This window comes from Magnetospirillum sulfuroxidans (assembly GCF_018224925.1).
In the GTDB taxonomy this organism is placed as follows: Bacteria; Pseudomonadota; Alphaproteobacteria; order Rhodospirillales; family Magnetospirillaceae; genus Magnetospirillum; species Magnetospirillum sulfuroxidans.
The window spans coordinates 612,826-639,577 of the sequence record NZ_JAGTUF010000001.1 but is presented as its reverse complement, the minus strand read 5'-3'; the positions used below and the strand labels follow the sequence as shown (position 1 = coordinate 639,577).

The following is a 26,752-nucleotide window of genomic DNA, read 5'->3' as shown; positions in this document are numbered from 1 at the left end:
GACTAACTTAATCTCTTTTGCCGTTCTGTCATGCGGTTGATCGGTATGGGGGGATTGGCAAAATATCTCTGTGGGTGGCGAGGCGGACTTTTCTTTTACGCGTCGGCTCCCAATATGCCCTGCCAGGGGCTAACCCACGGAACAAAAAGGGTTGCTGCATCGCACCACCCGTTGCCCGCCCGTTTGGTTAGGATGTGATAAATAACCACTATCCAGTTAACCGTCATTATTGCATTGCAAAATAAGCGTTTTTTGCGGTTAAACGACTTGTCAAAAAGGGAAGGTTGCTTTACCTATCTCTCTTGCAATCACACCATCAGGCCCTGGGAGGAACCATGGCGACCACGTCCAAGCGTAAAGCCAAGGCGGCGGAAATCGGACCGGATCAGCTGATCGGCTGGTACCGCGACATGCTGCAAATCCGTCGTTTCGAGGAAAAAGCCGGCCAATTGTATGGCATGGGTCTGATCGGCGGTTTCTGTCACCTGTATATCGGCCAGGAAGCGGTGGTCGTCGGCATGCAATCGGCGGCGGGTGAGACCGATTCGGTCATCACCAGCTACCGCGATCACGGCCAGATGCTGGCCTGTGGCATGGATGCCAAGGGCGTCATGGCCGAACTGACCGGGCGCAGCGGCGGCTATTCCCGCGGCAAGGGCGGCTCCATGCACATGTTCAGTCGGGAAAAACGCTTTTATGGCGGTCACGGCATCGTCGGCGCCCAGGTGCCGATCGGCACCGGTCTGGGCTTTGCCCACAAATACACCGGCGACCAGGGCGTCTGTCACGTCTATCTCGGCGACGGCGCCCTTAACCAGGGACAGGTTTACGAAAGCTTCAACATGGCGGCGCTGTGGAAGCTGCCGGTGGTCTATGTGATCGAGAACAACAAATACGCCATGGGCACCTCGTCCGAGCGTCACGCCGCCGGCGTCGATCTGTACAAGCGCGGCGCCGCCTATGGCATCCCCGGCGAGGCGGTGGACGGCATGGATGTGCAGGCGGTCTACACCGCCGCCATCAAGGCGCTGGACCACTGCCGTTCCGGCAGCGGTCCCTATATCTTGGAAATGAAGACCTATCGCTATCGCGGCCATTCCATGTCCGATCCGGCCAAGTACCGGACCAAGGAAGAAGTGACCAAAATGCGCGAGCAGCATGATCCCATCGACACGCTGAAATCCAAATTGCTGGATGCCGGCCTGATCGACGAGGCGGCGCTTAAGGAAATGGACCGCGAGGTCAAGCTTATCGTCACCGAAGCGGCCGAATTCGCCCAAGCCAGCCCCGAGCCGGACTTGGCTGAATTGTGGACCGACGTGCTGATTGAAGCCTGAGGGGGAGACGAGACGATGGCTATCGAAATTCTGATGCCGGCGCTGTCGCCGACCATGACCGAAGGCAAGTTGGCCCGTTGGCTGAAGGCCGAGGGCGATACGGTCAAATCCGGTGACGTGCTGGCCGAAATTGAAACCGACAAGGCGACCATGGAACTGGAAGCGGTCGAAGAAGGCGTGTTGGGCAAGATCCTGATCGCCGATGGCGCCGAGGGGGTGGCTGTCAACACCGCCATCGCCATCATGCTGGAAGAGGGCGAAACCGCCGATGATCTGGGCAAGGTGATGGAAAAGGCCGGCCCCAGCGTCACCCCGGTGATCCATGACGGCGGTCCGCAGGCCGCTTTGATGGCGCAGGCGCCGAAGGCCAGTGCGCCGGCCCCGGTGGAAAAGCACTATGCCAAGTATATCCGCCAGACCGTGCGCGAAGCCTTGCGCGACGCCATGGCCGAGGAAATGCGCCGCGACGAATCGGTGTTCCTGCTGGGCGAGGAAGTGGCGCAATATCAGGGCGCCTATAAGGTCTCGCAAGGTTTGCTGGACGAATTCAGCGATAAGCGGGTGATCGACACGCCGATCACCGAAATGGGCTTTGCCGGCTTGGCCGTCGGCGCCGCCTTCGCCGGCCTTAAGCCCATCGTCGAGTTCATGACCATGAACTTCTCCATGCAGGCCATCGACCACGTCATCAATTCGGCGGCCAAGACCTTGTACATGTCGGGGGGGCAGCAGCCGTGCCCCATCGTTTTCCGTGGCCCCAACGGCGCCGCCGCCCGCGTCGGCGCTCAGCATAGCCAGGATTTCGCCTCGTGGTACGCCCATTGCCCCGGTCTCAAGGTGGTGGCGCCGTGGTCGGCGGCCGACGCCAAGGGATTGCTCAAGGCCGCCATCCGCGATCCCAATCCGGTCGTCGTGCTGGAAAATGAAATCTTGTACGGTCAGTCCTTCGACGTGCCCGACGATCCGGATTTCATCGTTCGCATCGGCAAGGCCAAGATCGAACGGCCGGGCGAACATGTGACCATCGTCACCTATTCGCGCATGGTCGGGACTTCGTTGGAAGCCGCCGCGCTGTTGGAAAAAGACGGCATTTCCGCCGAAGTGCTGAACTTGCGGTCCCTGCGTCCCATCGATATCGACAGCATCGTCGCCTCGGTGAAAAAGACCAACCGCATCATCTCGGTGGAAGAAGGCTGGGCCTTTGCCGGCATCGGTTCGGAAATCGCCGCCTTGATGATGGAGCATTGCTTCGATTGGCTGGACGCCCCGGTCATTCGCGTCTGCGGCGCCGACGTGCCCATGCCCTATGCCGCCAATCTGGAACGCCTGTATCTGCCGACCCCGGATGGCATCGCCGATGCCGCCCGCAAGGTCTGCTACGCCAAGTAAGGAGAGCGCGAAATGCCCATCGAACTGCTGATGCCCGCGCTGTCCCCGACCATGACCGAGGGTACCTTGGCCCGCTGGTTGAAAAAGGAAGGCGACGCCGTCAAATCCGGCGACGTGCTGTGCGAAATCGAAACCGACAAGGCGACCATGGAGTTCGAAGCCGTCGATGAAGGCGTGCTGGGAAAGATCCTGATCGCCGACGGCACCGCCGGCGTTGCCGTCAACACCCCCATCGGCGTGTTGCTGGAAGAAGGCGAAGATGCTTCGGCCATCGTCGCCAAGCCGGTTGCCGCCGCCGCTCCGGTCCCGGCTCCGGCGGCCGTCGCTGTCCCGGTCGCCGCCGCGCCGGCCGCGTCCGCCCATGGTGGCGACCGTGTCTTCGCCAGCCCGCTGGCCAAGCGCATCGCCGGCAATGCGGGTCTGGATCTCAAGGCGGTCAAGGGCTCTGGTCCTTACGGCCGGGTGGTCAAGGCCGACGTCGAATTGGCGCTCAAGGGCGGTGTCGCCGCCGCCCCGGTGGCCAGCGCCGCCGCTGCGGCTCCTGCGCCCAAGGCGGCTGCGGCTCCGGCTGCGGCCACCGCCAATCCGTTCGAACCGGCTTTCGAGGCAATTCCCAATTCCTCCATGCGCAAGGTCATCGCCCGGCGCCTGACCGAAGCCAAATCGACCATTCCGCATTTCTATCTGTCGATCGATTGCGAACTGGACGCCCTGCTCAAGGTGCGGGCCGATCTCAATGGCCGTTCCGACGCCTATAAGCTGTCGGTCAACGACTTCATCATCCGTGCGGTGGCGCTGGCGTTGAAGAAGGTGCCGGCCGCCAATGCCTCGTGGGGCGAAGAGGCGATCAAGCGTTACACCGACGTCGATGTCTCGGTGGCGGTGGCGACCCCCAACGGTCTGATCACTCCCATCGTCCACCATGCCGATCACAAGGGGCTGGCGACGATTTCGGGCGAAATGAAGGAACTGGCGGCCAAGGCCCGCGATGGCAAGCTCAAGCCCGAGGAATTCCAGGGCGGCGGCTTTACCATCTCCAATCTGGGCATGTTCGGCGTCAAGGACTTCGCCGCCATCATCAACCCGCCGCAAGGCTGCATTTTGGCCGTTGGCGCCGGCGAACAGCGTCCGGTGGTCAAGGCCGGCGCCCTGGCCATCGCCACGGTGATGACCTGCACGCTGTCGGTGGATCACCGGGTGGTCGATGGCGCCGTCGGCGCCGAGTTCCTGGCGGCCTTCAAGAAGCTGGTCGAAGATCCGCTTTCCATGCTGCTGTAAGGGAGATTGCGGCCATGGACCGGGATAAGATCGCCCATGCCATGCCGGCCATCCGTCAGGAGTTCGAGACTCTGAAGCAGGATCTGCGCGAGGGGCGGGTGCACTCCGCCACCTCGGCCCTGTTCGGGTCTTGCCTGGTGTGGGGCGAGGAATTGCGCGCCATTTATGCCGGCGAGGGCCGAACGGCCCTGTCGGCGCGCGATCCGCTGACCCGTTTTTTCGTTACCCGCTATCGCGGCATGCCGGAACCGGCCGCCATCGACGATGCCTCGGCGGCGGCGCGTTTTCTGATGGCGTTTACCGCGTTTCCTTATCTGGATGCGTTGATGGACGAATTGGTCATCGGCGATCACATGGGCTATGACGAAAACGGCAACTGGCTGGTCAGCCGGGTAGTGGCCGGAGTATGCGACGGCGCCCGTCTGAAAGTGGATAAGGGCGGCAAGGGCTGGCGCTTCGACCTGATGGCCATTTATCAGGCCAAGTCCCAGGCCATGGACAGCTTTATCGGCGAACGCTATGGCGGCGATTTCGACGCCTTCTTGTGGCGTTACATCGCCGATCACGACTTGATGTTCGATATGGACCGGGCTTGGCGCCCGATGGTGGAGGGGGGGATCTGATGCGGATCCGCGTGCGTGAACTCGATCGGCCGCTGGCCGGTTTTTGCAAGACCGAGGCGAACCCGTCGCCGGCTGAATCCCAGGCGATTGCCGGTCTGATCGACATGGTCGGCGGCTCGGCTCTGTTCGGCGAGCATCTGCTGTTGCCGGAAGAACAAGAACGGTGTTACCGCGCCGTCTGCGATCTGCGCCGGCTGATCGGTGATACCGGCCAGATCATCGGCGACGACGCCGTTTCCCACGATACGCTGTTGGCCATGCGGGCCGCCTGTCGCCGCTATGTGGATGCGGCCGAAGCCTGGGACCGGCAGGCCGGGCGGCGTCACGCCATGCCCAGCTATCGCTTTTATCAATTGCTCGGCGCCTTTCGCGACGTCATGGGCATCTATCTGTGGCGTCTGGCCGATATTCACGATCTGGACGTCGATGGCCGCGTGGCCGCCTTTTTTCCCGCCGCCCACGACTAAACGTCGGGCAGGTCATAACTGATTTGGGTGGAGACAGCGAATGTCGGACAATAATTTCGATGTGGTGGTGATCGGCGGCGGTCCGGGCGGTTATGTGGCAGCCATCCGCGCCGCGCAACTGGGCTTGAAGACCGGTCTGGTCGAACGCGAACATCTGGGCGGCATCTGTCTGAACTGGGGCTGTATTCCGACCAAGGCGCTGCTGCGCTCGGCCGATATTTACCGCACCATGCAGCATGCCGCCTCTTATGGTCTGTCGGCGCCGGGGGCCAGCTTTGATCTGGCCGCCATCGTCAAGCGTTCGCGCGGGGTGTCGGCGCAATTGTCGGCGGGCGTCAAGGGCTTGCTGAAAAAGAACAAGGTCACCGTGTTCGACGGCCATGGCAAGCTGGCCGGGCCTCAAAAGGATGGTTGGGGCAAGGTCGTCGTTGACGGCAAGGTTCCGGCGACGTTGTCGGCCAAGCACATCATCTTGGCCACCGGCGGCCGCGCCCGCGTCATGCCCGGTTTCGAACCCGATGGCAAATTCGTCTGGACTTACAAGGAAGCCCTGGTCCCCGACAGCATGCCCAAGGCGCTGCTGGTCATCGGCTCGGGCGCTATCGGCATCGAGTTCGCCAGCTTCTTCAACGCCCTGGGGGCGAATGTCACCGTCGTCGAAATGATGGATCGGGTGATGCCGGTGGAAGACGAGGAAATCAGCATCTTGGCCCGCAAGCAGTTTGAAAAGCAGGGCATGCGCATCCTGACCGGGGCCACGGTCAAGGGCTTGCGCAAATCGGCCAGCAATGTCTCGGTGCAGGTGGAAGTCGGCGGCAAGATCGAGGATATCGTCGTCGACCGGGTGATTTCCGCCATCGGCGTCGTCGCCAATATCGAAAATATCGGCATTGAGGGCACCAAGGTGAAGGTCGATCGCGGCCATGTGGTCACCAACAAATGGTGCGAAACCGACGAGCCGGGCGTCTACGCCATCGGCGATCTGACCGCGCCGCCGTGGTTGGCGCACAAGGCCAGCCACGAAGGCGTCATCTGCATCGAGAAGATCGCCGGCTTGAAGGACGTGCACCCCTTGGAAAACTCCAAGATTCCCGGCTGTACCTATTGTCATCCGCAGGTGGCCAGCGTCGGATTGTCGGAAAAAAAGGCGATCGAGAAGGGTTATCAGGTCAAGGTCGGCCGCTTCCCCTTTATCGGCAACGGCAAGGCCATTGCGCTTGGCGAGCCGGAAGGCCTGATCAAGACCATCTTCGACGCCAAGACCGGCGAATTGCTGGGCGCCCACATGATCGGGGCCGAAGTGACCGAGATGATCCAGGGCTATACCATCGCCAAGACCCTGGAAACCACCGAGGCCGAGCTGATGCACACCGTCTTCCCGCATCCGACCTTGTCGGAAATGATGCACGAAGCGGTGTTGTCGGCTTATGGCCGCGCCATTCATTTTTAGGACCGTGCGCCTGATGGGCAAAGGGAGGGGGCACGGGGAGGATAAGCTTCCCCGTGCCCTTTGTTCTGGCAGGGCTACGAATTTCTTGACCTTGGCCGCAACGTGGACGATACCCAAGCCATGACTGACAAGCCCGTTCTCCGTCACCCCGAAAAAGCCCGCCGTCCCGACAATCCGTCGCCCAAGAAGCCGGATTGGATCAGGGTCAAGGCGCCGACCTCGGCCGAAGCCGCCGAGGTGCGCAAGCTGATGCGCGACAAGAATTTGCACACGGTATGCGAGGAAGCAGCCTGTCCCAATATCGGTGAATGCTGGAAGCACAAGCACGCCACCTTCATGATCTTGGGCGACACCTGCACCCGCGCCTGTGCCTTTTGCAACGTGAAAACCGGCAAGCCCGGCGCCGTCGATGTGTCGGAACCAGAGAATTTGGCCGCCAGCGTCGCCTCCATGGGTTTGAAGCATGTGGTGATTACCTCGGTCGATCGCGATGATCTGGCCGATGGCGGCGCTTTCCAGTTCGTCGCCTGCATTGACCGCATTCGCGCCACCAGCCCCAATTGCACCATCGAGGTGCTGACCCCGGACTTCCGCGACAAGGAAGGCGCCATCGCTGTGGTCGCTCGCGCCCGACCCGACGTCTTCAACCACAATCTGGAAACCGTGCCGCGTCTGTATCCGGGTATTCGTCCGGGGGCGCGCTATTTCCATTCGTTGCGGCTGTTGCAGATGGTCAAGGAAATTGATCCGGCCAGCTTCACCAAGTCCGGCATCATGGTCGGCCTGGGCGAGACGCGGGCCGAGGTTTTGCAGGTGATGGACGACATGCGCTCCGCCGGCATCGATTTCATCACCATCGGTCAGTATTTGCAGCCGACGCTTAAGCATGTCGCCGTTGATCGCTTCGTCACCCCGGATGAATTCGACGATTACCGCGCCGCCGCCAAGGCCAAGGGATTCTTGCAGGTGGCGGCAACGCCGCTGACCCGGTCGTCGCACCATGCCGACCGCGATTTCGACGAATTGCGTCGAGCCCGCGCGGCCATCGACGCGGCGGAATAGGGACGATCATGCCGACCCATGCGGAAAAGCGGGCGCTGCCCTATAGCCAAGACCAGTTGTTCGACCTGGTGGCGGATGTCGAGCGCTACCCGGAATTCCTGCCCTGGTGTGTCGGCGCCCGTATTCGCAAGCGTGATGGCGACATGTTCTTCGCCGACTTGGTCATCGGCTTCAAGATGATCCGCGAGCGCTACACCTCGAAGGTGGTGCTGGACCATGCCGCCATGCGCATCGACGTCACCTATACCGAAGGGCCGTTCCAGTATCTGAACAATCACTGGAGCTTTGTCGCCAATCCCGACGGCACCACCACCATCGACTTTTTCGTCGATTTCGAATTCAAATCGAAAATCTTGCAAAAAGTCATCGGTTCGCTGTTCAACGAAGCGGTCAAGCTAATGGTCGGCGCCTTCGAGAAACGCGCCGGCCAATTGCATGGGCAAAAGCGCCCCTGATCCTACAGGTGGTTGGCGACCTGCCAGCCGCCCCAAGCCATGCGGTCTTGCGGGAATTGCTGATGCAGCAATTGCGGTAAAACCGCCTGCACGGCATTGACATAGATCGCGGCCTGACTGGTGGAGGTCAGAACGTAAACGCCAATGTGATCGTGGATGAAGAAGGCGGTGATGCCGGGAAAACTGGCCATGACCTCGGTGTGGTCCCAATCATCTTTCACATGGGCTTCATGCGGATTGCCGTGTTCTTCGCCCTGGGGATAATCCACCACCGGGATGGAAATCAGCACGAAGGGGGCGATTTCCAGGGCCCGCCCCACCACCATCTGAGCCTCAAGCTTGCTCATATGTTCCAAAACGTCGCCGAAAATGACCAGATCCGCCGGAGCTAAACGACGAAAATCAGCATTTCGCAGGTCCGAATGGATCAGGCGGTGATACAGAGTGTCGAGGGCGAAGGCGGTGATATAGGGCTGCCACACCTCGATGCCGGTCCAGACGCATTTGGGCAGCACGGGCGACAGCAGGCGGTGATAGGTGCCGTCGCCGCAGCCGCAATCGATCACCGTGGTGATCGCCCCGGCCTCTGCCAGCTTTTTGATCAGCAAGGAGGTGTACAGTTTTCCGTATTGCGAGCTGGAAGGCATCGGGCTTCGCCTAAACCGCCGTGCCGCCGACGGTCAGGCCGTCCATGCGCAAGGTTGGTTGGCCGACGCCGACGGGCACGCCCTGGCCGTCCTTGCCGCAGGTGCCGATGCCGGGGTCCAGTTCCAGATCATTGCCGATCATGGTCACCTTGGTCATGGCGTCGGGACCATTGCCGATCAGGGTGGCGCCCTTGACCGCCGGGCCGATCTTGCCGTTTTCGATCAGATAGGCCTCGGTGGCGGCGAAGACGAACTTGCCCGATGTGATGTCGACCTGCCCGCCGCCGAAATTGACGGCATAGATGCCTTTTTTCACCGAGGCGATGATTTCCGCCGGGTCTTGCGCGCCGGCGGTCATGAAGGTGTTGGTCATGCGCGGAATCGGCGCATGGGCATAAGATTGCCGCCGGCCGTTGCCGGTGGCCTTGACCCCGGTCAGCCGGGCATTCAGCCGGTCCTGCATATAGCCGACCAGAATGCCGTCCTCGATCAGGGTGGTGCGGCTGGTGGGGGTGCCTTCGTCATCCACCGACAATGATCCGCGCCGGTCCATCAAGGTGCCGTCATCGACGACGGTGACGCCCTTGGCCGCCACCCGCTGGCCGATCATGCCGGAAAAGGCAGAGGTGCCCTTGCGGTTGAAATCGCCTTCAAGACCATGGCCGACGGCTTCGTGCAACATGACGCCGGGCCAGCCCGGCCCCAGCACCACGCTCATTTCTCCGGCGGGAGCGGGAACGGATTCCAAATTGACGGCAGCCTGACGGATGGCCTCGTCGACGCAGACCCGCCATGAATCCTCGCCGATCACCTGATCATAGGCGAAGCGGCCACCGATGCCATGGCTGCCGGTTTCCATGCGGTCGCCGTCGCCCATGACCACCGAGACATTCAGGCGGACCAGCGGCCGGATGTCGGCGGCGTGGCTGCCGTCGCTGCGTTGGATATAGACCGCCTGCCACGATCCCGACAGCGAGGCGGACACTTGGCGCAGGCGCGGTTCCTTGCCGCGGGCATAGCAATCCATGGCTTCCAGCAGCTTGACCTTGGTTTCGAACGGCACCAGGGTCAGGGGGTTGATGTCGGTGTAAAGCGCCGCGTTGGTGCCCGACGGCGCCAGCGCCATGGTGCCGGTATGGCCGCCGCGCACGGCCTTGACGCTGTCGCCGGCGCGGCGGATGGCGTCTTCGGACAGCACCGAGCCATGGGCATAGCCGTGGGCTTCGCCGACCACCGAGCGCAAGCCGAACCCCTGGGCGGTGTCAAAGCTGGCCGATTTGATCTGGCGGTCATCCATGACCACACTTTCCGATTGCCGGTATTCCAGAAAAAGTTCTCCATCATCGGCGCCGGTCAGGGCGTCGCCGATGATGCCGACCACTTTGCCTTGATCCAGCCCGGCACGGGTGAAGAACAATTGATGGGCTTGGCTATCGTGAGGCATGGAATCTCCTGGGGGAGGGTAGGGAGCGCGGGTAGGGCATGAGCAAGCCGCTCAGGTATTGGCAGGCTATCTGTCGTACTGTACATCAAAACTCGTCTGTAAAAGGAATATAGGCAATGGGCGAGACGATGCCAGGGCGAAGCTGGGCCTTGAATGAACATTCCATGCGGCGGGCTTTGGCCGGCGAGGTGCATGCGCGCCCCTATGAACAGATTGCCGCGCCCTTGCGGGCCAGTCATCTGGCGATCTTGCACGACGGTTTGGCGGCGGCGGATGAACGGGCCTATTTGACCGAATTGCTGGATATTCACGGTGCCGAGGCGCCGGCCGAGACCACCAATTATTTTTCCCGCGATCTTGGCGCCTTGCGCCTGCGCTGGGAACGGCATGCCGAGTTTTCCACCTATACCTTCCTGCGCTTTGATGCCTACGATCATCCGTTCAACGATCCGGCCCTGGCCCTGGTGCCGGCGGAATGGCTGGAGCGTTTGCCCGGCAAGGTCTTGACCGCCACCCATCTGGCGATGGAAAAGGCGCCGCGTTCAGCCGACGACATCAGCACTTTGTTTGATGGCAATCCGCTGATTGCCGCCAAGATCATCGGCTCGGCGGCGGAATGCTGGACCGACTTTCGCCTGCACGCCGATGGGTTTGGCCGCATCTGGGTGCGCGACAAGGATCTGACCAAGGGCCAAAGCGGCCGGGTGATGCAGCGCCTGCTGGAAATCGAGACCTATCGCATGATGGCGCTGCTGGCCTTTCCCCCGGCCCGGCAGGCCAATGCCGAGATGTTTCGCATGGATAGCGGCTTGGCGGCCATCGTCACCGAACTGGCCGATCCGGCCATCGCCCAAAATGACCGCGAATTGCTGGAGCGGCTGACCGCCTTGGCGGCCGAGGCCGAACGGCTAGATGCCGCCACCAGCTTTCGCCTAGGCGCGGCACGGGCTTATTACGCCATCGTCAACCAACGCATCGCCGAATTGCGCGAAGACCGCATCCCCGGACTTCAGACCATCGGCGAGTTCATGGACCGTCGGCTTGCTCCGGCGATGAAAACATGCGAATCGGCGGCCGAGCGGCAGCAGCTTTTGGCGCGGCGGGCGGCGCGGGCCGGTGATCTGTTGCGCACCCGCGTCGATATCGCCCTTGAAGAAAAAAACCGCGATCTGCTGCGCAGCATGAATCGCCGCGCCCAAGTGCAATTGCGCTTACAAGAAACGGTGGAAGGCCTGTCGGTGGTGGCGATCAGCTATTATCTGCTGGGTCTGGTGCTGTATGCGGCCAAGGGACTCAAGGGGGCCGGCCTGCCGGTCGACCCCGATATCGCCGCCCTGGTGGCGTTGCCGGTTATCATCGGCGCGGTGGTCTTGGGTGTTCGTCGTCTTCGCCGGGCGCTGATCGGCGGTCACGGCGAGGATTGAGCTTAGACCAAATCCCGCGGAGTGGAACTCACCGGGATATGGTGTTAGGCGGCAATGCTGGCCAGGACGGCTTCGGGTAACGGCCTGAGGAAATGCAGGTGGGCCTGACCGCCGGCCGCCGCCACGATTTCGACGGCGATATCCTTGCCGATGCCGTCGATGCTCACCATCGCCTGGCTGCCGCCGTTCAATTCCAACCCGCCATCAATGGCCAAGGTGGCGCCATTCTTGCCGCAATCCACGGTTTGACCGTCAAGAGCCTGTCCATCAATGATCAGGCGGGCCGCTCGGTTCAGGCTAAAGCGTTGATCTTGACGGCGGTCGACTTCACGGGTGGAGGTGCGGACCACCCGGATCAAGGTATCGCGCAGGTTTTGGATGGCGTCGGCGACTTCGGCGGAAATGGCGCTGACCTGGGCCGCCTGTTGGCCGGTGCTTTGCGCCTCGTCGCTGACATCGGCGATCCGGGCCGATACTTCGGTGGCGGCATCCGAGGTTTGGGCGACGTTGCGGGCGATTTCGCCGGTGGCGGCCCCTTGTTCCTCGATGGCGGCGGCGATGGCCGAAGCGATGCTTTCCACCGCGTCAATATTGCTGGCGATCTGGCCGACCGCTTCGACAGCGTGACGGGTGGTTGATTGGATGGCGGCAATCTGGGTTGAGATTTCGCCAGTGGCCCGCGCGGTTTGTGAAGCCAGGGATTTGACCTCGCCCGCGACCACGGCGAAGCCTTTGCCGGCTTCGCCGGCGCGGGCCGCTTCGATGGTGGCGTTCAGGGCCAACAGGTTGGTCTGACTGGCGATTTCGCTGATCAAGACGGTGATTTCATCAATGCGGCCGACGGCATCGGACAGGCGGGCGATGGTTTCCTGGGCCTGGCTGGCGGATTGGACCGCATCATGGGTTACCTGGGTGGCCGAAGAAACCTGCTGGGCAATTTCGGCAATGGAGGCGCTGAGTTGTTCCGAAGCCGCCGCCACGGTCTGGGCATTGGCCAAGGCCTGATCGGCGGCGGCGGCCACGCCTTGGGCGTTGCTGCCGACCAGATCGGCCGAGTGGGCCATGGCTTCGGCGTTGCCGGCCATGGAGCGGGTGCGTTCGGCCACGCGATCCACCGCCAGCCGCGATTCCCGTTCCACCGTTTCGGCCATGGTGGTCAGCGCCGCCAATTTCGCCTGTTCGCCCTCGGTCCGCATCTGCTCTTGCCGGTGTCGCAGGGATTGCGCGGCCGCGGCGTTGTCCTTGAAGACCTGCAAGGCCTTGGCCATGGCTCCGACCTCGTCGCGGCGCTGGCCCGAGGGAATTTCGATCTGCATGGAGCCGGCGGCCAGTTGCTCCATGGCGGCGGTCATCCGCTGAAGCGGCAGATAGATGCCACGGGCGATGGCCGATCCCAGCACGGCGATCAGGGCGCCGCCGATGAGGATGGCGCTTAAGCTGGCCCGTTGGCCGAAGCGGGCGACATCTTCGCGCGCGGTCTGGGCCTTGGTCGCCTCGACGCGGGAAACAAGGCGCAGCGAATCGATATCGGGTTCGATGGCGGCGTAAATCCGCGCCAGACCGTCGGTGTGGGCGCCAAGGGCCATGGTGGCGGTGACCACCGCGGCGAAATCCTGATGATAGGCGCGCATCTTGGCGGTGATGTCATCTTGGACCGCCGCCGGCATGGCCGATTGCGCCAATAATGCGGCAAACTCCGCCGCCCGTTTGCTCATGTCGTCTTGATATTTGGGGTCGCGGCGGGCGAGGAAATCCTTTTCATGGCGGCGCATCATCAACATCAGCACGGCCAGGCGCGGCGCGTCATGATCCTTGAGCAATTGTTCGACCGCGTGGACGGAATTACGCAAATCCCCCAGCGCCCCGTCTTTTTCGCTGTAGCCGATCAAGCGCTGGGCCGCGACGACTTTGGCGAAAATGTCGGCATAGGCGGTCAAGTGGTCGCCGATTTTGGCGATCTGCGGGCCCTCATGCAGGCGGGCCAGCTTGTCCAATTGCAACCGGGCATCGGCCAAGGCGGCGGCATGCTTATCCACCTCGACATCACTGCGCCGGGCCAGGAAATCCTTTTCGCGCCGGCGCGCGTCCAACAGGTCGAAGGCAAGAACCGAGGTGATCCGTTCCAGTTCCACATAGCCGAGAAAGTCGCGATCATGACGGTCCTGTCGCAACGAACTCAGGACCGATACCCCCCCGACCAAGGCAAAGACGATTCCGGCCAAGGCGATGATCGCTGATATCTGTCGTTTCAGCGACAAGCGGGAGAGCAGGAAGGACATGATGACACCATACTCAGACGAAAGTATGGATATGAGTAGTTCGTAAGTCTATGATCGGCAAGTGTGCACAGTGTCTGTCACAAAATATTCATAAATTGAATTGTTCAATTCACCATTGCCCAGGGGATATCGTGGTCTAGGGTAAGGTATTCTATGGTTGGCTTGGCAAAATAATAGCCTTGGAACAGGTTTATGCCCATTTCCTCAAGGGTTTTTATTTCTTCCATCCGCTCCACCCCTTCGGCGACGATGGAGATATTCAAAATGCCGGCTGTTTTAACCAAACCGGCGACAATGGCCTGACGTGGTGTGCTGGTGTCGATTTCGGTGACCAGGCAGCGGTCGATCTTGATGACATCGGGTTGGAAATCGGCCAGCAACGACAATCCCGCATAGCCGGCGCCAAAGTCATCCAAAGCCGTGCGAAAGCCATGTTGGCGATAGGTTTCGATGATTGATTTGAGGTGGGCGCGGTCGATAACCTGCTCGTCTTCGGTGAATTCAAAGGTGATCAGATCGGCGGGAAAATCGTGTTCCTTGGCCGCCGACAATGTCAGCCGCAGGCATGCTTCGGGATGATAGACCGCATTGGGCATGAAGTTGATGTTCAGCCGGCGGTCAAGTTTCAGCCGCGCTGCGGTTTCGATCGCTTTGACTCGACAGGCTTGGTCGAAGGCATAGCGATTGCTTGGAGTGACCTGCGCCAAGATACTTGCCGCCCCGGCGCCATCGCTGCCGCGCACCAGGGCCTCATAGGCGTAAATCCGCCTTGCGTTGAGATCGACGACCGGCTGAAAGGCCATGACGAAGGAAAAATCAGGCGCAACCGCGCATCGGGCATCGCATTTTCCGACGTCCTCAGACGAACTCATCTGCGTCTTCTCCCCTGGCGGTGTGGTGTCCGTACGCGCTTTGCTGGATCAGAATAACTCGATATCGTCATCGACGACGATGGTGGTTTTCGATTCGCGGCCATAAAGCGCGTCGATCAGGCGGCGGCGCCAATCGGCCAGGGAGACATTTTCGCTTAACGCGGCGATCCATTGTTCGACCGCATCATCCACGGCCGGCGGCTGGGCGTGGCGTTGGGTGGCCTCTTCCAGTGCCGCGTGTTGGCGGCGCAAGGTGGTCAGCACCGAGGCGACTTGTTCGAGACCCTGGCGGGAGCGGTCGGCGGCCTGTAGCCGTTGAACCACCTCGTTGGTGCGGGCCTGCAACTCACCGGCTTCGCTTTCGCCGGCAAACTGGCCGATGCGGGTCAACACACCGGTGGCGCCGGCGGTGGAATGTTCGAATTCCTGTCCGGTCGCGATGGCTTCCGAGGCCAAGAATTCGAACGCCCGTTGCTGCAATTGGGAAAACGCCTGCCAATGAGCCAAAAGGTCAATAATAGGAATGTTGTCGTTCATCTTATGTCCTTGCCGCATCCTGGCGGCACAGTCTGAGGATTTCTTCCGCCATATGTGAAAGCGGGATTTGTTTTTCCACGGCGCCGATTTCAAAGGCCGCCTTGGGCATGCCATAGACGACGCAAGACGATTCATCCTCGCCTCGGGTCGCGGCGCCGGCCTTGCGCATGGCCAACAGGCCGTCGGCCCCGTCACGGCCCATGCCGGTCAGGATAATGCCGACAGCCTTGGCGCCGCAGGTTTCCGCCACCGAGTGGAACAAAACGCTGACGCTGGGTTTATGACCGCTGACCAATGGCCCATCATAACAATGCAAGATCAATTGTGCGCCAGAGCGACGCACCGCCATATGACGATCGCCGGGGGCGATGTAGACATGGCCGGCGACGATACGTTCGCCATCATGGGCTTCCTTGACGCGGACTGCGGCCATATTGTCCAGCCGCTCGGCGAAGCTGGTCGAAAATTTCGGCGGAATATGTTGGGTAATGACGATGGGCGGCGAATCGGGGGGCAGGGCCAGGATAATGTCGCGCAAGGCTTCGACGCCGCCGGTGGACGAGCCGATGGCGACTAAGCGATCCGTGGATTTGTAAAGGGTGGTCACCGCCAGCCGTGGCTGCGATTGCCGGGGGCGGTCGCCAAGGGCACGGACATGGGCCAGGGCGGCGGCCTTGACCTTGTCAATCAGAATTTGGCCATGGGCTTGCATCCCGCCATCGGCGGCGTCGATGGGCTTGCAAAACACATCGACAGCTCCCAGTTCCAACGCCCGCATGGTCACCTCGGCGCCTTTTTCGGTCAGCGAGGACACCATCACCACCGGCATGGGCCGCAGCGTCATCAGTTTTTCCAGAAATGCCAAGCCATCCATGCGCGGCATTTCCACGTCCAGCGTCAGCACATCCGGGTTCAAGGCCTTGATTTTTTCCCGCGCGACCAAGGGGTCGGGGGCGGTGCCGATGACTTCGAGGCCGGGATCGGACGACAAGATACTGGTCAGCATCTGCCGCATCAGGGCGGAATCATCGACGATCAATACGCGGGCTGGGCGGTTTGGCATGGCGGCGCCTTAATCGAACAATTCGATTTCGCCTTCGACCTGAACGGTTTGCAGGCGAGAACGATAAGAGATTTCGCGGTTGAGCACGGCCCGTTCCACATCCTTTTTCAGGAAAAGGCGGATGACCTTGCCCAGGCGTGGGAAAAAATGAATGCGGCGCGGATGGGGGCCGCCCAAATCCTCGGCGGCGATGCGATAGCCTTCCTCTGATAGATACTGGCGAACAAAAAAGGCATTGCGGTCGCCGATGGGCTTGGAGCCGCTGCCCGAACCGCCCATGCCAGGCAGCACATTGCCACCGCCAAAGACTTTGATTTCCAGGGAATCGCGGCGGCCCCCGCGGCGCAGCACATCGTTGATCAGCTCTTCCATGGCGAAATTGCCATAGCGCATGGCTTTGTCCACCGGCACGTCCGAACCTGAATCGGGCAGCATGAAATGATTCATGCCGCCGATGCGCATGCGGGTGTCCCAGACGCAGGCGGCAACGCAAGAACCCAGCACGGTGACGATCATTTCCTGGCCGGCGGTGGAAACGTAATGTTCCCCCGGCAGCACCTTGACGGCCATGATCTTGAAGGTGGGATCGAACCAACGGCGCCGTTCTGCTTCTTCCGCCGCCGATCCCCAGCCTTCGCCGCTCATTTTATCCGCCGATAAGATGTTTTGTCCACGGCCTCGAAGCGATCGGTGACGCCGATCAGGCTTTCGGCATGGCCAAGATACAAGATGCCGCCCATGTTCAATCTGTCGGCATAGCGGTTGAAAAGCTGGCGCTGTGTCGGCTTGTCGAAATAGATGGCGACGTTGCGGCAAAAAATGGCGTCGAACTGTCCTTTCATCGGCCAGGTTTCGTGCAAATTAAGACGGCGGAAGCGGACCAGACGGCGCACGTCTTCGGAAATCTGCATCTTGTCGGCTTCTTGGGCCCGGCGCAGGAAACGCTTGCGATAGGTTTCCGGAATATGTTCGACGGCTTTCGCCGGATAGATGCCGGCCTCGGCCCGATGCAACACATTGGTGTCGATGTCGGTGGCCAGCACCAAGGCGTCCCAACCGTCGCAGCCCTTCAAGGCATCGGCCATGGTCATGGCGATGGAATAGGGTTCCTCGCCAGAGGAACACCCCGCCGACCAGATGCGGACCCGGAGCCGGCGCGGCCGTTCGGTCAGGCGCGGGGCCAGAACCTGATCGCGCAGATGGTCGAAATGATGAGGTTCGCGAAAAAAATGGGTGATGTTGGTGGTGATGGCGTTAACCAGGTTTTCCACCTCGGCCGCCCCTTGGCGACCGCGCAACATATCGCAATATTCGCTGAATTCACGCAGGCCCAGGGCACGCAAACGCTTGACCAAGCGGCCACAGACCATTTCCCGTTTGTGCTCGGACAAGACGATGCCGGTTTCCCGCGACATGAAGGACGCCAGGAAGCGGAATTCTTCGTCGCCTAATTCAAACTCGCGGCGCTGACCGTTGGCGGTTTCTTGCCGGTTTTGCACTTAAATTCCCCCCCGGGAACACTCCCCGCCGCGATGATCGCGGCGGGGGATTTTGTAAGCATACTAAAATTCAGCCCAATCTTCATCTTTAGAAGCAGTCGGTGTCGGCGACGGAGCCCCCGCCTTTTGCTGCAACTTGGCCAGATGGCCGCGTTGCGGGGCCGGCTTGGCCTTGACCGCCAGTTTCATGGCCGGCTTGGCGGCGGGTTTGGCCGCCGGCTTGGCCGCCGGGCGGAACGACGCCTGCTCAACCGCAGCGGCGGCTTCACCGGTATGGAAGAAGCCCATCAGGCGATTGAGTTCGCGCGACTGGTCTTCCAAGGCATGGGCGGCAGCGGCGGATTCTTCCACCAAGGCCGCGTTTTGCTGGGTCATTTCGTCCATCTGGCTGACGGCGGCGTTGACTTGGTCGATACCGCTGGCCTGTTCCGACGAGGCGGCGGCGATTTCAGAGACGATATCGGCCACTCGTTTGACGCTGCCCAGGATGTCTTCCAGGGTCTTGCCGGCGCCCTTGACCAGATCGGCGCCAGAGCGCACCTGGGTCGAGCTTTCGGCGATCAGCCCCTTGATCTCTTTCGAGGCCTGGGCCGAACGCTGGGCCAGATTGCGCACTTCCTGGGCGACGACGGCGAAGCCCTTGCCGGCATCGCCGGCTCGTGCCGCCTCGACCGCCGCGTTCAGCGCCAGCAGATTGGTCTGGAAGGCGATTTCGTCGATCATGCCGACGATATCCTCGATCTTCTGGCTGGAGCTTTCGATGCGGCCCATGGCGTCGATGGCGTCGGAGACCACTTGACCGCCGCCGGCGGCGACTTCGCGGGCCCCGGCGGCCAATTGATTGGCTTGCTGGGCGTTGGCGGCATTCTGGCGCACGGTGGCGGCCAGTTCTTCCATGGAGGCGGCGGTTTCTTCAAGCGCGCTGGCTTGCTGCTCCGAACGCTCGGACAGATCTTGCGATCCGGCGGCGACTTCCGACGCGGCCGAACCGATCTGACCGGCCGACGAGTTGATGTTGGTGACGATTTCAAACAGCTTGTCGGCGGTCTGATTGACGTCGCCCTTCAACTGGCCGAACAGGCCGTTGTAATTGTTGGTGATGCGCTGGGTCAGATCGCCGCGGGCCACCGCCGACAGCACGCCGGCGACATCGGTCAGGGCGATCCCGGTCAGTTTGACCAGATTGTTGACGCCCTCGCACAGGTTGAGCAGGAAGCCGTCCTTGCCGGTCAGATCGATACGGCGATCCAGATCGCCTTCCGATGCCGCCTTGGCCACTTCCGCCACTTCGGCGACGATCGCCGCCTCGCGGGCCCGTTGCGCCGCTTCGGCCTGGCGTTCCGCTTCCTCGCGGGCGCGCTGCTGCTCTTCCATGCGCACCTTGTCGATGGCGTTCTGCTTGAACACCTGCACCGCTTGCGCCATGGCGCCGATTTCGTCGGTCCGCTCCAATGCCGGAACGGTAAGGTCAAGCTTGCCGCCGGCCAGTTCGCCCATGGCGCCGGTCATGGCGCCGATCGGGGTCAGGATCGAACGGGCGATCAGCCAGGCGAACAGCAGGCCCAGGCCGATGGCGGCGATGGAAACGATGGTGGCGGTCAGCTTTTGCGCCTGGACGCTGTTCACGGTCGAATGTTCGATCTCGTTCATATAGGCCTGCTGCGACGCCTTGGTCTTGGCCGCCAGATCAGAGAATTCCGAGGCCAGGACCGAGTTTTCCTTATTGACCAGATTGTCCACCTGCATGGTGAACTGGGCCATTTCCAGGAACAGGCGGTCGTAATTGGGCAGATTGTCGCGAACGAAATCGATGACCTTGCGGTGTTCGGCGTCTTTTTCGCTGTCCGATAGGGCTTTGATCGTCCGGGTGGCGACGATGAATTGCTCTTTGTAGGTGTCGATCACCGCTTGGGTCGGGTTATCGACGAAACGCAGCGCCTGGATGCGCATCAGCAACATCTGTTCCTGCGCCTTGCCGGCAAGAGCGGCGGTTTCCATGTCATGGGCGGCCAAGGTGGCGTCGAGAAGGCCCGACAAGGCCTTGGTCAGCTCGTTGGCGATGGGGACCAGCCTGACGCTGTAAACCTCGTCACGCCGATTTTTTTGTTCGACGGCGCGATTGAGATTGTTGATGTACTGCTCGAACAGCAGGGTCATCCGTTCCAGGTAGGCCTTGCGCTCGGGGCTGACGGTCGCCGCCAGCGCGTCCTTCAGGTTCTTGCGCAAGGACGGTTCCAATTCGTGGATGCGGTCCAGCGCCGCCTTGTCGCCCCTGTCGGCATACAGATAGGCGTTGCGGCGTATGCCGACCACTTCGCGCTCGATTTGAGACACGCGCAGGGTCGCGCCCGAAACGAAGCTCAGGTCGTTGGTGCCCTTTTCCGCGGTGGAAAAGCCGAAGAAACTGACTCCGGCGACCGCGGCCAAAAAGGCCAGGATAAGCAGGAAGCCGCCGTAGATACGGCCTTTGACCGTCAGGCCGGAAGTTTTGGTCGACATGATAATTTCCCCTTGAATCACGCGGCCGCGGTAATGGCGTCGGCGACTAATTCGATATCGAACAACTGATGCAGGTCGAGCAGGGCGACCATGCGGCCATCGACAGTGACCAAGCCGGTCAGAAAGCCCGAATGATCGTGATGATCCAATTCAGGCACCGGCTGGATGTCGGCGGCGGAAACGGTGATGATGTCGGCGACGGCATCGACCAGGATGCCAATCACCCGGTCATGCACGGAAACGACGATGATGACATGTCGCGCCGAGGCTTGGGTCAGACCGCCGGAAAAGCGTGATCGCAAGTCGAAGATAGGCACGATGGCGCCGCGCAGGTTGATGACGCCGCGCATATATTGGGGGGTATTGGGCAATTCGGTCGAAGCCGTCCAGCCTTTGATCTCGCGGATGGCCATGATATCGACGCCGTATTCTTCGTCACCGATGGTGAACGATATGAATTGGCGCGTCCCTCCGGTTTGGACTTCGGGTGCGGGGGCAGCGTTCTGCATAATCCATCCCTCTGGCAAATACAGACCAAGGTTTCAAACGGCAACGGCCACAGGCCATTGCTTTCACGGCAAACGGAACGCTATTGCGCCGCCAGGGCCAAGGCCCCCATTTGCCGCAAGGCGCTAACGTCAAGAATCAAGGCGACCCGGCCATCGCCCAGAATGGTCGCGGCCGAAATGCCCTGTACCGGGCGGAAATTGGAATCCAGCGATTTGATCACCACTTGCTGCTGACCCAGCAATTCATCCACCAGCAGGCCGACCCGCTCGCCGCCTTCGGTCTCGACGATCACCACCAAGCCTTTGGTCGGGTCGGTGATGGCGTTTTCGATGCCGAAAATGGCATGCAGCGGCATCAGGTTGATGTATTCGCCACGAATGGTCAGAACTTCGCCCACATCCACCAGCGAGCGCGCCTGTTGCGCCGTCGGCCGCAATGATTCGACGATATTGGTCAGCGGCAGCACGTAACGCTGGCCGCCGACTTGCACCAGCATGCCATCCATCACCGCCAGCGTCAGCGGCAGCGACAAGATAAAACGCGACCCGACCCCCGGCGTGGATTGCACCACCACGCGGCCGCCGACGTCTTGGATGTTCTTGCGCACCACGTCCATGCCGACACCCCGGCCGGAAACGTCGGAAACCTCGGCGGCGGTGGAAAAGCCCGGCGCGAAGATCAGCATGTCGATCTGTTCGTCGGTCAGTTGCTGGCCACGCTCGACCAGCCCTTTTTCCAGGGCCTTGGCCAGCACCCGTTCGCGGTTGATGCCGCGCCCGTCATCTTGGATTTGGATGAAGATGCGGCCCGAGCGATGTTCCGCCCCCAGATGGATGGTGCCTTCGGCCGGTTTGCCCACCGCCATGCGTTCTTCCGGCGTCTCGATGCCATGGTCCAGCGCGTTGCGGATCAGGTGGGTGAGGGGATCGGACAATTGCTCGATAACGGTCTTGTCCACCTCGGTGTTCTCGCCGCTCATCACCAAGCGGACCTGCTTGGACAGCTTGCCCGACAGATCACGCACCAGACGTGGCGCCTTCGAGAACAGCGCCTTGACCGGTTGTGCCCGGATGGCCATGACGTTTTCTTGCAATTCGCGGGTGTGATGCGACAGTTCCTGCAAGCCTTGGATCAGCTCGGGGTGGGATTCGACCGTGAAGCCGCTGGCCTGTTGTCCCAGCATGGCTTGGGTGATGACCAGTTCGCCGACCATGTTGACCAAGCGGTCGATCTTGTCCAGATCGACGCGGATCGACGCCGTATGCACGGCATCGCCGCCGGCGGCCGGAGCGGTGCCCGCCGGTTTGGCCGCTTGGGCGGGGGCGGAGGGGGCGACAGGATGGGTTTCGACGGGCGGGGGGGCGAACAAGCCCCAACCCTCGCCTTCCTCGGCTTCACCGACAAAAGCGGCGGCGGCATCGCCTTCGGTGATGATGATTTCGGCGGTGTCGCCGGCGACGAATTCGAACACCTCGTCGATGGCGTTGCGGCCCTTGCTGGTGACCAGCGTGGCATTCCACGACAGATAAGAGCGCGAAGACTCCATCTCGGTCAGTTGCGGCAAGGCCGAACGGTCGACCACAAGCGACAAATCGCCCAGACCGGCCAATTCCCGAAACATCAACAACGGGTCGTTGCCGGTGCGCAGCATGTCCGGGGCGGGGCGAAAGCTGATATGGAAGGTTTTAGCGGCTTCGGCGCTGGCGGGCGGTGCTGTTGGCGGCGTGGCGAGAACCGGCTTGAGCGTGGTTTGTTCCCCGCCGATCAGGGTGTTCAGTTGCGCCAAGATATCGGCGCCGTGATTGGGCGGCAAGGCCGTGCCGGCTTGGGCGGCGCGAACGAAATCGCCCAAGACGTCGTTGCCGCGCACCATCAGGTCGGCCATGTGCGGGGTCAGCGCCACCCGGCCCGAACGCAGGTGATCGAGCGCGGTTTCCAGCACATGGGCGAAATTAACCAAATCGTCGAAGGCGAAAGCGCCGGCGCCGCCCTTGATGGAGTGGACACAACGGAAAACGGCGTTCAAATCCTCGTCGCTGCCGCTGCCTTCTTGCAGGCGGGCGATGGTTTCCTCGGCCATGGCCAACAGCTCGGCGCATTCCTCGAAATAGGTAGCCTTGAATTGTGACAGATCATAGCCTTGATCGTCTGACATTTCGTCGTTCCTTAAACTAAGGCGACCTCAGGGGCAGACCTTGGCGACGATCTGTAACAGTTTGTCGGGGCTGAACGGCTTGACGATCCAGCCGGTGGCCCCGGCAGAGCGGCCCTCGTCCTTTTTGCTCTGATCGCTTTCGGTGGTCAGAATAAGAATGGGCGTGCCGGTATAGCTGGGCAGGCCGCGAACACGGCGCACCAGGGTGATGCCATCCATTTCGGGCATGTTGAACATCGGTGATGATGACATCGACCTTCTGGCCTTGCAGCACCTTCAGGGCGGCGATTCCATGTTCGGCCTCCACGACGGTGTAGCCGGCGCCGCGCAAGGTAAACGACACCATGTCGCGCATGGTTTTCGAATCGTCGACGGCCAGAACGCACTTAGCCATGTTCATCCTCTGTCAGGTGTCTAAAAGTTGATCAAGATCGGACGCAAGGCCCAGATTGCGGAAGGCATCGACCACAGCCGGGCTTACCGCCTCGGCTTCCAGCCGGCGAGCGGCGAGGCGCAGAGCGGCGGCGGCGGCCAAGGTCACTTGAATGGCGGCGGTTGAAATGCGGTCAACGTTATGAAAGTTAAGAATAACGTCGGCGGCAGTGTCACGGGCGGCGGCATCAATGAGCAAATCACGAATCTCGGCTGCGGCCGGCAGGTCAAGCACAGCCGGCAGTTCAATTACAAGTCTTCCATTCTGCTCGTTGATTTCCATAAAAGTGTAACCGCGTTTTCCCTGTGGACCCACGAACGATAATACGTCAAATTCCTGACTTGGGAATAGGGCCAAAAGAACTAAACATGCCAACAATCACGACACAGGCCGGGCCTTGGAATATGACCGTCTTTGCATTTGCGCAAGACGACCCGGAAAATCCGCTTCTTCGTTTATCCGTCGCCGAGGTGGAGCGTCTGCCTTTCGGCGCGGCGGAGCTTGACCGCGATGGCGCGGTGGTAAGCTATATCGATACCGAACCGGGGGATCGCGGTCCTGCGGCGGCGTCGAAGGGCGGCGCCAAATTCTTCGCCCAGATCGCCCCTTGGGCCGGTGCGTCGATGATCGCCGAGGAATTCCGGCGCGGCGTCGATGGCGACGGCATGAATGTGGTGTTTGATTGCGCGGTTGAAAACCTCGCTTACAAGGTCCGCATTCACCTGAAAACCAGCCCGATTTTGGGAACCTTCTGGATTTTCATCAAAAAGCTGACGCGGCATTAGTTGCTTGCGGGAAGCGTGGTTGGATGGCAGGGGATGAGGTCATCGTCCCTTGCTCAGCCTGATGTCAGCCTGTTTCTCCCGCCGCAACCATCCGTTTGCTCATTAGCTCCGCTTTCCATGGCCTCTTTTGTTGTCAGGGCCATGGAAAGCTATTTGCGGGTGGGCGTTTATCAGTATTTCCGCTGACGCTGCGCCGCCGGGCCGACAATGCGGCCCCACAGGTCGAAATCCTCGGCTTCTTCGATCTCGACCATGACCAGATCACCCGGTTGCGCGTCGGTTTGGCCGTTGATATAGACGGTGCCATCGACTTCGGGACTGTCGGCCCATGAGCGGCCAAAGGCTCCGTCTTCGTCGACTTCGTCGATGATGACTTCGATGGTTTTGCCGATTTTGGCCCTGGAAATTTCGTCGGAGATTTGCCGCGCCACTTCCATCAGGCGGTTATAGCGTTCCTCCTTGACGTCTTCGTCCACATGGTCGGCCAAGGTGTTGGCGGCGGCGCCGCCGACATTTTCGTATTTGAAACAACCGACCCGGTCGATCTTGGCCTGTTCCAACCATTCCAGCAAAAACTCGAAATCCTCTTCGGTTTCGCCAGGAAATCCGACGATGAAGGTCGAGCGGATGGCCAGATCGGGGCAGATTTCGCGCCAGCCCTTGATGCGTTCCAACAGCTTTTCGTGATCGGCCGGGCGGCGCATGGCCCTGAGGATTTTCGGGCTGGCGTGTTGGAACGGGATATCCAGATACGGCAGGATCTTGCCCGCCGCCATCAACGGAATGACCTCGTCCACATGGGGATAGGGATAGACGTAGTGCAGGCGCGTCCAGATCCCAAGATCGCCCAAAGCTTCGGCCAGTTCGGTCAGCCGCGCCTTGACCGGGCGGCCGTGCCATTGGCTTTCGGCGTATTTGATATCCAGGCCATAGGCGCCGGTATCTTGGCTGATGACCAGGATTTCCTTGATTCCGGCCATGGCCAGACGCTCGGCCTCTTCCAGCACCTCTGCCGCCGGCCGGCTGTCCAGATCGCCACGGATCCCGGGGATGATGCAAAAGCTGCAACGGTGATTGCAGCCCTCGGAAATCTTCAGATAGGCGTAATGCGACGGCGTCAGGTGCAGGCCTTCCGGCGGCACCAGCGATTGCAGCGGCGAGCTTTCGGGCGGCGCCGCCTGATGCACGGCGTCAACCACCTGTTGGTATTGGTGCGGTCCGGTGACCGCCAGCACATCCGGGTGGGCCTTGCGGATGAGATCTTCCTCGCCGCCCATGCAGCCGGTGACGATGACGCGGCCGTTTTCGTTCATGGCCTCGCCGATGGCTTCCAGCGATTCCGCCCGTGCGGTGTCAAGGAAGCCGCAGGTGTTGACCACCACCACATCGGCGCCGTCATAGCTGTCCGAGATGTCGTAGCCTTCGGCGCGCAAACGGGTGAGGATGCGTTCCGAATCAACCAGGGCCTTGGCGCAACCCAGGCTGACGATGCCGATCTTGGGAATGGTGGTGCTCCTTACGGGCAAGGGGATTTGATGCACGAAGTAGCCGCTTCTGCCGCCAGATTCAAGCTATGCGCAAACATTCATTGACGTTTTGCTGCGGATGCTAAATTAGTCCCCGCTGTTTCTGGCTTCGCTCATGGGGGCACGCGAATGGTTATCGCGGAATTTTCACCGCTGACGGCACTGGCCGGCGGCATGCTGATCGGAGCGGCGGCGGTGCTGCTGATGCTGGCCAATGGCCGCATCATGGGGATCGCCGGCATCTTGGGCGGGCTGTTGAATGGCGCGCGTGATCCCGATACTTCCTGGCGATTGGCCTTTGTCGCCGGTCTGCTGGTGCCGGCGCTGAGTGCCGGTTTGGTCGGCGGCCTGAAGGGTCCGGCCGTCGATCTTGGTTTGCCGGTGCTGCTGGCGGCTGGTTTCCTGGTCGGTTTCGGCAGTCGCATGGGCAATGGCTGCACCTCGGGGCACGGCATTTGCGGTCTGTCGCGGCTGTCCATACGGTCGCTGGCCGCTGTCGTCACCTTCATGCTGGTGTGTGGGCTCACCGTTTACGCCAGCCGTCATCTGTGGGGGGGCTAAGATGAAGCGCCTGTTGTCGGCCTTTGCCGCGGGTCTGTTGTTCGGGGGAGGGCTGTTGCTGTCGGGCATGGCTGATCCGGCCCGCGTTCTTGGTTTTTTCGACCTGTTCGGCCTGTGGGATCCGACCTTGGCCCTGGTCATGGCTGGCGGCTTGGGGGTGACGGCTTTGGGCTATCGCTGGTGCCTGCGCCGGTCCGGCCCGCTTTGCGCGGTACATTATCAAATCCCGACCAGCCAAAGCCTGGATGCGCGGCTGTTCGTCGGCTCTGCTTTGTTTGGCCTGGGCTGGGGTTTGGTGGGATATTGTCCTGGCCCCGCCATCTTGGCTGCGGGCGGCGGCGTATATCAGGCCTTATGGTTCTGCTTGGCCATGGTGGCGGGGATGGCATTGTGGAAAATGCTGGAACAGGGATCGGCGGCGCAAGCCGGTGCCCCCCAGCGCGGATAAGTCTTCGTC

The 26,752-nt window shown here is 61.3% G+C and carries 25 protein-coding genes and 1 pseudogene; 12 read left to right on the top strand and 14 right to left on the bottom strand.

Going from position 1 to position 26,752, the window contains the following annotated elements:
- Positions 1-335 precede the first annotated feature (335 nt).
- The 8 genes from pdhA (at position 336) to KEC16_RS02970 (ending at position 8,061) form a co-directional block, all read left to right on the top strand.
- A complete protein-coding gene (gene pdhA / locus KEC16_RS03005; RefSeq protein ID WP_211546151.1) occupies positions 336-1,337 on the top strand; it encodes a pyruvate dehydrogenase (acetyl-transferring) E1 component subunit alpha in 1,002 nt (333 codons plus the stop codon).
- A 15-nt stretch (positions 1,338-1,352) separates the two neighbouring features.
- A complete protein-coding gene (locus KEC16_RS03000) occupies positions 1,353-2,726 on the top strand; it encodes a pyruvate dehydrogenase complex E1 component subunit beta (RefSeq protein ID WP_211546150.1) in 1,374 nt (457 codons plus the stop codon).
- 12 nt (positions 2,727-2,738) lie between these two features.
- The gene (locus KEC16_RS02995) at positions 2,739-4,004 is read left to right on the top strand and encodes a pyruvate dehydrogenase complex dihydrolipoamide acetyltransferase (RefSeq protein ID WP_211546149.1); all 1,266 of its coding nucleotides are present in this window, start codon (positions 2,739-2,741) and stop codon (positions 4,002-4,004) included.
- A gap of 14 nt (positions 4,005-4,018) precedes the next feature.
- Positions 4,019-4,627 (top strand): hypothetical protein, encoded by a 609-nt coding sequence (locus KEC16_RS02990; RefSeq protein WP_211546148.1) that lies wholly within the window; start codon positions 4,019-4,021, stop codon positions 4,625-4,627.
- Positions 4,627-5,094 (top strand): DUF6650 family protein, encoded by a 468-nt coding sequence (locus KEC16_RS02985; protein ID WP_249208658.1) that lies wholly within the window; start codon positions 4,627-4,629, stop codon positions 5,092-5,094. The genes KEC16_RS02990 and KEC16_RS02985 overlap by 1 nt, the downstream gene beginning before the upstream one ends.
- Before the next feature lie 40 nt (positions 5,095-5,134).
- A complete protein-coding gene (gene lpdA / locus KEC16_RS02980; RefSeq protein ID WP_211546147.1) occupies positions 5,135-6,544 on the top strand; it encodes a dihydrolipoyl dehydrogenase in 1,410 nt (469 codons plus the stop codon).
- A 120-nt stretch (positions 6,545-6,664) separates the two neighbouring features.
- Positions 6,665-7,606, top strand: coding sequence for a lipoyl synthase (gene lipA, locus KEC16_RS02975; RefSeq protein WP_211546146.1), 942 nt, complete (start codon positions 6,665-6,667; stop codon positions 7,604-7,606).
- 8 nt (positions 7,607-7,614) lie between these two features.
- Positions 7,615-8,061: a type II toxin-antitoxin system RatA family toxin gene (locus tag KEC16_RS02970; protein WP_211546145.1), complete on the top strand. Its 447-nt coding sequence runs from the start codon at positions 7,615-7,617 to the stop codon at positions 8,059-8,061.
- Between the two features lie 2 nt (positions 8,062-8,063).
- On the opposite strand, the gene KEC16_RS02965 is transcribed toward KEC16_RS02970, so the two are convergent.
- Positions 8,064-8,708 (bottom strand): class I SAM-dependent methyltransferase, encoded by a 645-nt coding sequence (locus KEC16_RS02965; RefSeq protein WP_211546144.1) that lies wholly within the window; start codon positions 8,706-8,708, stop codon positions 8,064-8,066.
- A 10-nt stretch (positions 8,709-8,718) separates the two neighbouring features.
- The gene (tldD, locus tag KEC16_RS02960) at positions 8,719-10,152 is read right to left on the bottom strand and encodes a metalloprotease TldD (protein WP_211546143.1); all 1,434 of its coding nucleotides are present in this window, start codon (positions 10,150-10,152) and stop codon (positions 8,719-8,721) included.
- 116 nt (positions 10,153-10,268) lie between these two features.
- On the opposite strand from tldD, the gene KEC16_RS02955 reads away from it, so the two are divergent.
- Positions 10,269-11,576 (top strand): DUF3422 family protein, encoded by a 1,308-nt coding sequence (locus KEC16_RS02955; protein WP_211546142.1) that lies wholly within the window; start codon positions 10,269-10,271, stop codon positions 11,574-11,576.
- Between the two features lie 44 nt (positions 11,577-11,620).
- On the opposite strand, the gene KEC16_RS02950 is transcribed toward KEC16_RS02955, so the two are convergent.
- The 11 genes and pseudogenes from KEC16_RS02950 to KEC16_RS02900 all read right to left on the bottom strand — a co-directional run bounded on the left by KEC16_RS02950 (position 11,621) and on the right by KEC16_RS02900 (position 23,705).
- Positions 11,621-13,855, bottom strand: coding sequence for a methyl-accepting chemotaxis protein (locus KEC16_RS02950; protein ID WP_211546141.1), 2,235 nt, complete (start codon positions 13,853-13,855; stop codon positions 11,621-11,623).
- A 104-nt stretch (positions 13,856-13,959) separates the two neighbouring features.
- A complete protein-coding gene (locus KEC16_RS02945; RefSeq protein ID WP_249208657.1) occupies positions 13,960-14,727 on the bottom strand; it encodes an EAL domain-containing protein in 768 nt (255 codons plus the stop codon).
- Positions 14,728-14,775: 48 nt separating this feature from the next.
- Entirely contained in the window at positions 14,776-15,264 is a 489-nt protein-coding gene (locus tag KEC16_RS02940) for a hypothetical protein (protein WP_211546140.1), read from the bottom strand.
- 1 nt (position 15,265) lies between these two features.
- On the bottom strand, positions 15,266-16,327 hold the full coding sequence (locus KEC16_RS02935; protein ID WP_211546139.1) for a protein-glutamate methylesterase/protein-glutamine glutaminase: 1,062 nt from the start codon (positions 16,325-16,327) through the stop codon (positions 15,266-15,268).
- A 9-nt stretch (positions 16,328-16,336) separates the two neighbouring features.
- Positions 16,337-16,972: a chemoreceptor glutamine deamidase CheD gene (gene cheD, locus KEC16_RS02930; protein ID WP_211546138.1), complete on the bottom strand. Its 636-nt coding sequence runs from the start codon at positions 16,970-16,972 to the stop codon at positions 16,337-16,339.
- Positions 16,969-17,826, bottom strand: a complete 858-nt coding sequence (locus tag KEC16_RS02925; protein WP_346344017.1) for a CheR family methyltransferase — start codon at positions 17,824-17,826, stop codon at positions 16,969-16,971. Before KEC16_RS02925 ends, cheD begins: the two co-directional genes overlap by 4 nt.
- A 63-nt stretch (positions 17,827-17,889) precedes the next feature.
- Positions 17,890-20,325 carry a methyl-accepting chemotaxis protein gene (locus KEC16_RS19940; protein ID WP_283091863.1) on the bottom strand — a complete coding sequence of 812 codons (2,436 nt, stop codon included), beginning with the start codon at positions 20,323-20,325 and terminating at the stop codon, positions 17,890-17,892.
- 17 nt (positions 20,326-20,342) lie between these two features.
- Positions 20,343-20,834 carry a chemotaxis protein CheW gene (locus tag KEC16_RS02915; RefSeq protein ID WP_211546137.1) on the bottom strand — a complete coding sequence of 164 codons (492 nt, stop codon included), beginning with the start codon at positions 20,832-20,834 and terminating at the stop codon, positions 20,343-20,345.
- Between the two features lie 80 nt (positions 20,835-20,914).
- Complete coding sequence (locus KEC16_RS02910) at positions 20,915-22,990, bottom strand: chemotaxis protein CheA (protein WP_211546136.1); 2,076 nt, start codon at positions 22,988-22,990, stop codon at positions 20,915-20,917.
- Between the two features lie 27 nt (positions 22,991-23,017).
- Positions 23,018-23,384, bottom strand: a pseudogene (locus KEC16_RS02905) (response regulator).
- A gap of 12 nt (positions 23,385-23,396) precedes the next feature.
- Positions 23,397-23,705, bottom strand: a complete 309-nt coding sequence (locus KEC16_RS02900) for an STAS domain-containing protein (RefSeq protein WP_211546135.1) — start codon at positions 23,703-23,705, stop codon at positions 23,397-23,399.
- Between the two features lie 122 nt (positions 23,706-23,827).
- On the opposite strand from KEC16_RS02900, the gene KEC16_RS02895 reads away from it, so the two are divergent.
- Positions 23,828-24,208 carry a hypothetical protein gene (locus KEC16_RS02895; RefSeq protein WP_211546134.1) on the top strand — a complete coding sequence of 127 codons (381 nt, stop codon included), beginning with the start codon at positions 23,828-23,830 and terminating at the stop codon, positions 24,206-24,208.
- Positions 24,209-24,378: 170 nt separating this feature from the next.
- On the opposite strand, the gene rimO is transcribed toward KEC16_RS02895, so the two are convergent.
- The gene (rimO, locus tag KEC16_RS02890) at positions 24,379-25,734 is read right to left on the bottom strand and encodes a 30S ribosomal protein S12 methylthiotransferase RimO (RefSeq protein ID WP_249208655.1); all 1,356 of its coding nucleotides are present in this window, start codon (positions 25,732-25,734) and stop codon (positions 24,379-24,381) included.
- Positions 25,735-25,863: 129 nt separating this feature from the next.
- Here rimO and KEC16_RS02885 point away from each other — a divergent pair, with 129 nt between their 5' ends.
- Together KEC16_RS02885 and KEC16_RS02880 are read left to right on the top strand one after the other, a co-directional pair.
- Positions 25,864-26,295, top strand: coding sequence for a YeeE/YedE family protein (locus tag KEC16_RS02885; protein ID WP_211546133.1), 432 nt, complete (start codon positions 25,864-25,866; stop codon positions 26,293-26,295).
- A gap of 1 nt (position 26,296) precedes the next feature.
- Entirely contained in the window at positions 26,297-26,743 is a 447-nt protein-coding gene (locus tag KEC16_RS02880) for a YeeE/YedE family protein (protein WP_211546132.1), read from the top strand.
- The last annotated feature ends 9 nt before the right edge of the window (positions 26,744-26,752 follow it).

Bases quoted from the DNA above. Each gene is read 5' to 3' on its own strand.
- pdhA (WP_211546151.1), top strand. From the start codon at position 336: ATGGCGACCACGTCCAAGCGTAAAGCCAAGGCGGCGGAAATCGGACCG.
- KEC16_RS03000 (WP_211546150.1), top strand. From the start codon at position 1,353: ATGGCTATCGAAATTCTGATGCCGGCGCTGTCGCCGACCATGACCGAA.
- KEC16_RS02995 (WP_211546149.1), top strand. From the start codon at position 2,739: ATGCCCATCGAACTGCTGATGCCCGCGCTGTCCCCGACCATGACCGAG.
- KEC16_RS02990 (WP_211546148.1), top strand. From the start codon at position 4,019: ATGGACCGGGATAAGATCGCCCATGCCATGCCGGCCATCCGTCAGGAG.
- KEC16_RS02985 (WP_249208658.1), top strand. From the start codon at position 4,627: ATGCGGATCCGCGTGCGTGAACTCGATCGGCCGCTGGCCGGTTTTTGC.
- lpdA (WP_211546147.1), top strand. From the start codon at position 5,135: ATGTCGGACAATAATTTCGATGTGGTGGTGATCGGCGGCGGTCCGGGC.
- lipA (WP_211546146.1), top strand. From the start codon at position 6,665: ATGACTGACAAGCCCGTTCTCCGTCACCCCGAAAAAGCCCGCCGTCCC.
- KEC16_RS02970 (WP_211546145.1), top strand. From the start codon at position 7,615: ATGCCGACCCATGCGGAAAAGCGGGCGCTGCCCTATAGCCAAGACCAG.
- KEC16_RS02965 (WP_211546144.1), bottom strand. From the start codon at position 8,708: ATGCCTTCCAGCTCGCAATACGGAAAACTGTACACCTCCTTGCTGATC.
- tldD (WP_211546143.1), bottom strand. From the start codon at position 10,152: ATGCCTCACGATAGCCAAGCCCATCAATTGTTCTTCACCCGTGCCGGG.
- KEC16_RS02955 (WP_211546142.1), top strand. From the start codon at position 10,269: ATGGGCGAGACGATGCCAGGGCGAAGCTGGGCCTTGAATGAACATTCC.
- KEC16_RS02950 (WP_211546141.1), bottom strand. From the start codon at position 13,855: ATGTCCTTCCTGCTCTCCCGCTTGTCGCTGAAACGACAGATATCAGCG.
- KEC16_RS02945 (WP_249208657.1), bottom strand. From the start codon at position 14,727: ATGAGTTCGTCTGAGGACGTCGGAAAATGCGATGCCCGATGCGCGGTT.
- KEC16_RS02940 (WP_211546140.1), bottom strand. From the start codon at position 15,264: ATGAACGACAACATTCCTATTATTGACCTTTTGGCTCATTGGCAGGCG.
- KEC16_RS02935 (WP_211546139.1), bottom strand. From the start codon at position 16,327: ATGCCAAACCGCCCAGCCCGCGTATTGATCGTCGATGATTCCGCCCTG.
- cheD (WP_211546138.1), bottom strand. From the start codon at position 16,972: ATGAGCGGCGAAGGCTGGGGATCGGCGGCGGAAGAAGCAGAACGGCGC.
- KEC16_RS19940 (WP_283091863.1), bottom strand. From the start codon at position 20,325: ATGTCGACCAAAACTTCCGGCCTGACGGTCAAAGGCCGTATCTACGGC.
- KEC16_RS02915 (WP_211546137.1), bottom strand. From the start codon at position 20,834: ATGCAGAACGCTGCCCCCGCACCCGAAGTCCAAACCGGAGGGACGCGC.
- KEC16_RS02910 (WP_211546136.1), bottom strand. From the start codon at position 22,990: ATGTCAGACGATCAAGGCTATGATCTGTCACAATTCAAGGCTACCTAT.
- KEC16_RS02900 (WP_211546135.1), bottom strand. From the start codon at position 23,705: ATGGAAATCAACGAGCAGAATGGAAGACTTGTAATTGAACTGCCGGCT.
- KEC16_RS02895 (WP_211546134.1), top strand. From the start codon at position 23,828: ATGACCGTCTTTGCATTTGCGCAAGACGACCCGGAAAATCCGCTTCTT.
- KEC16_RS02885 (WP_211546133.1), top strand. From the start codon at position 25,864: ATGGTTATCGCGGAATTTTCACCGCTGACGGCACTGGCCGGCGGCATG.
- KEC16_RS02880 (WP_211546132.1), top strand. From the start codon at position 26,297: ATGAAGCGCCTGTTGTCGGCCTTTGCCGCGGGTCTGTTGTTCGGGGGA.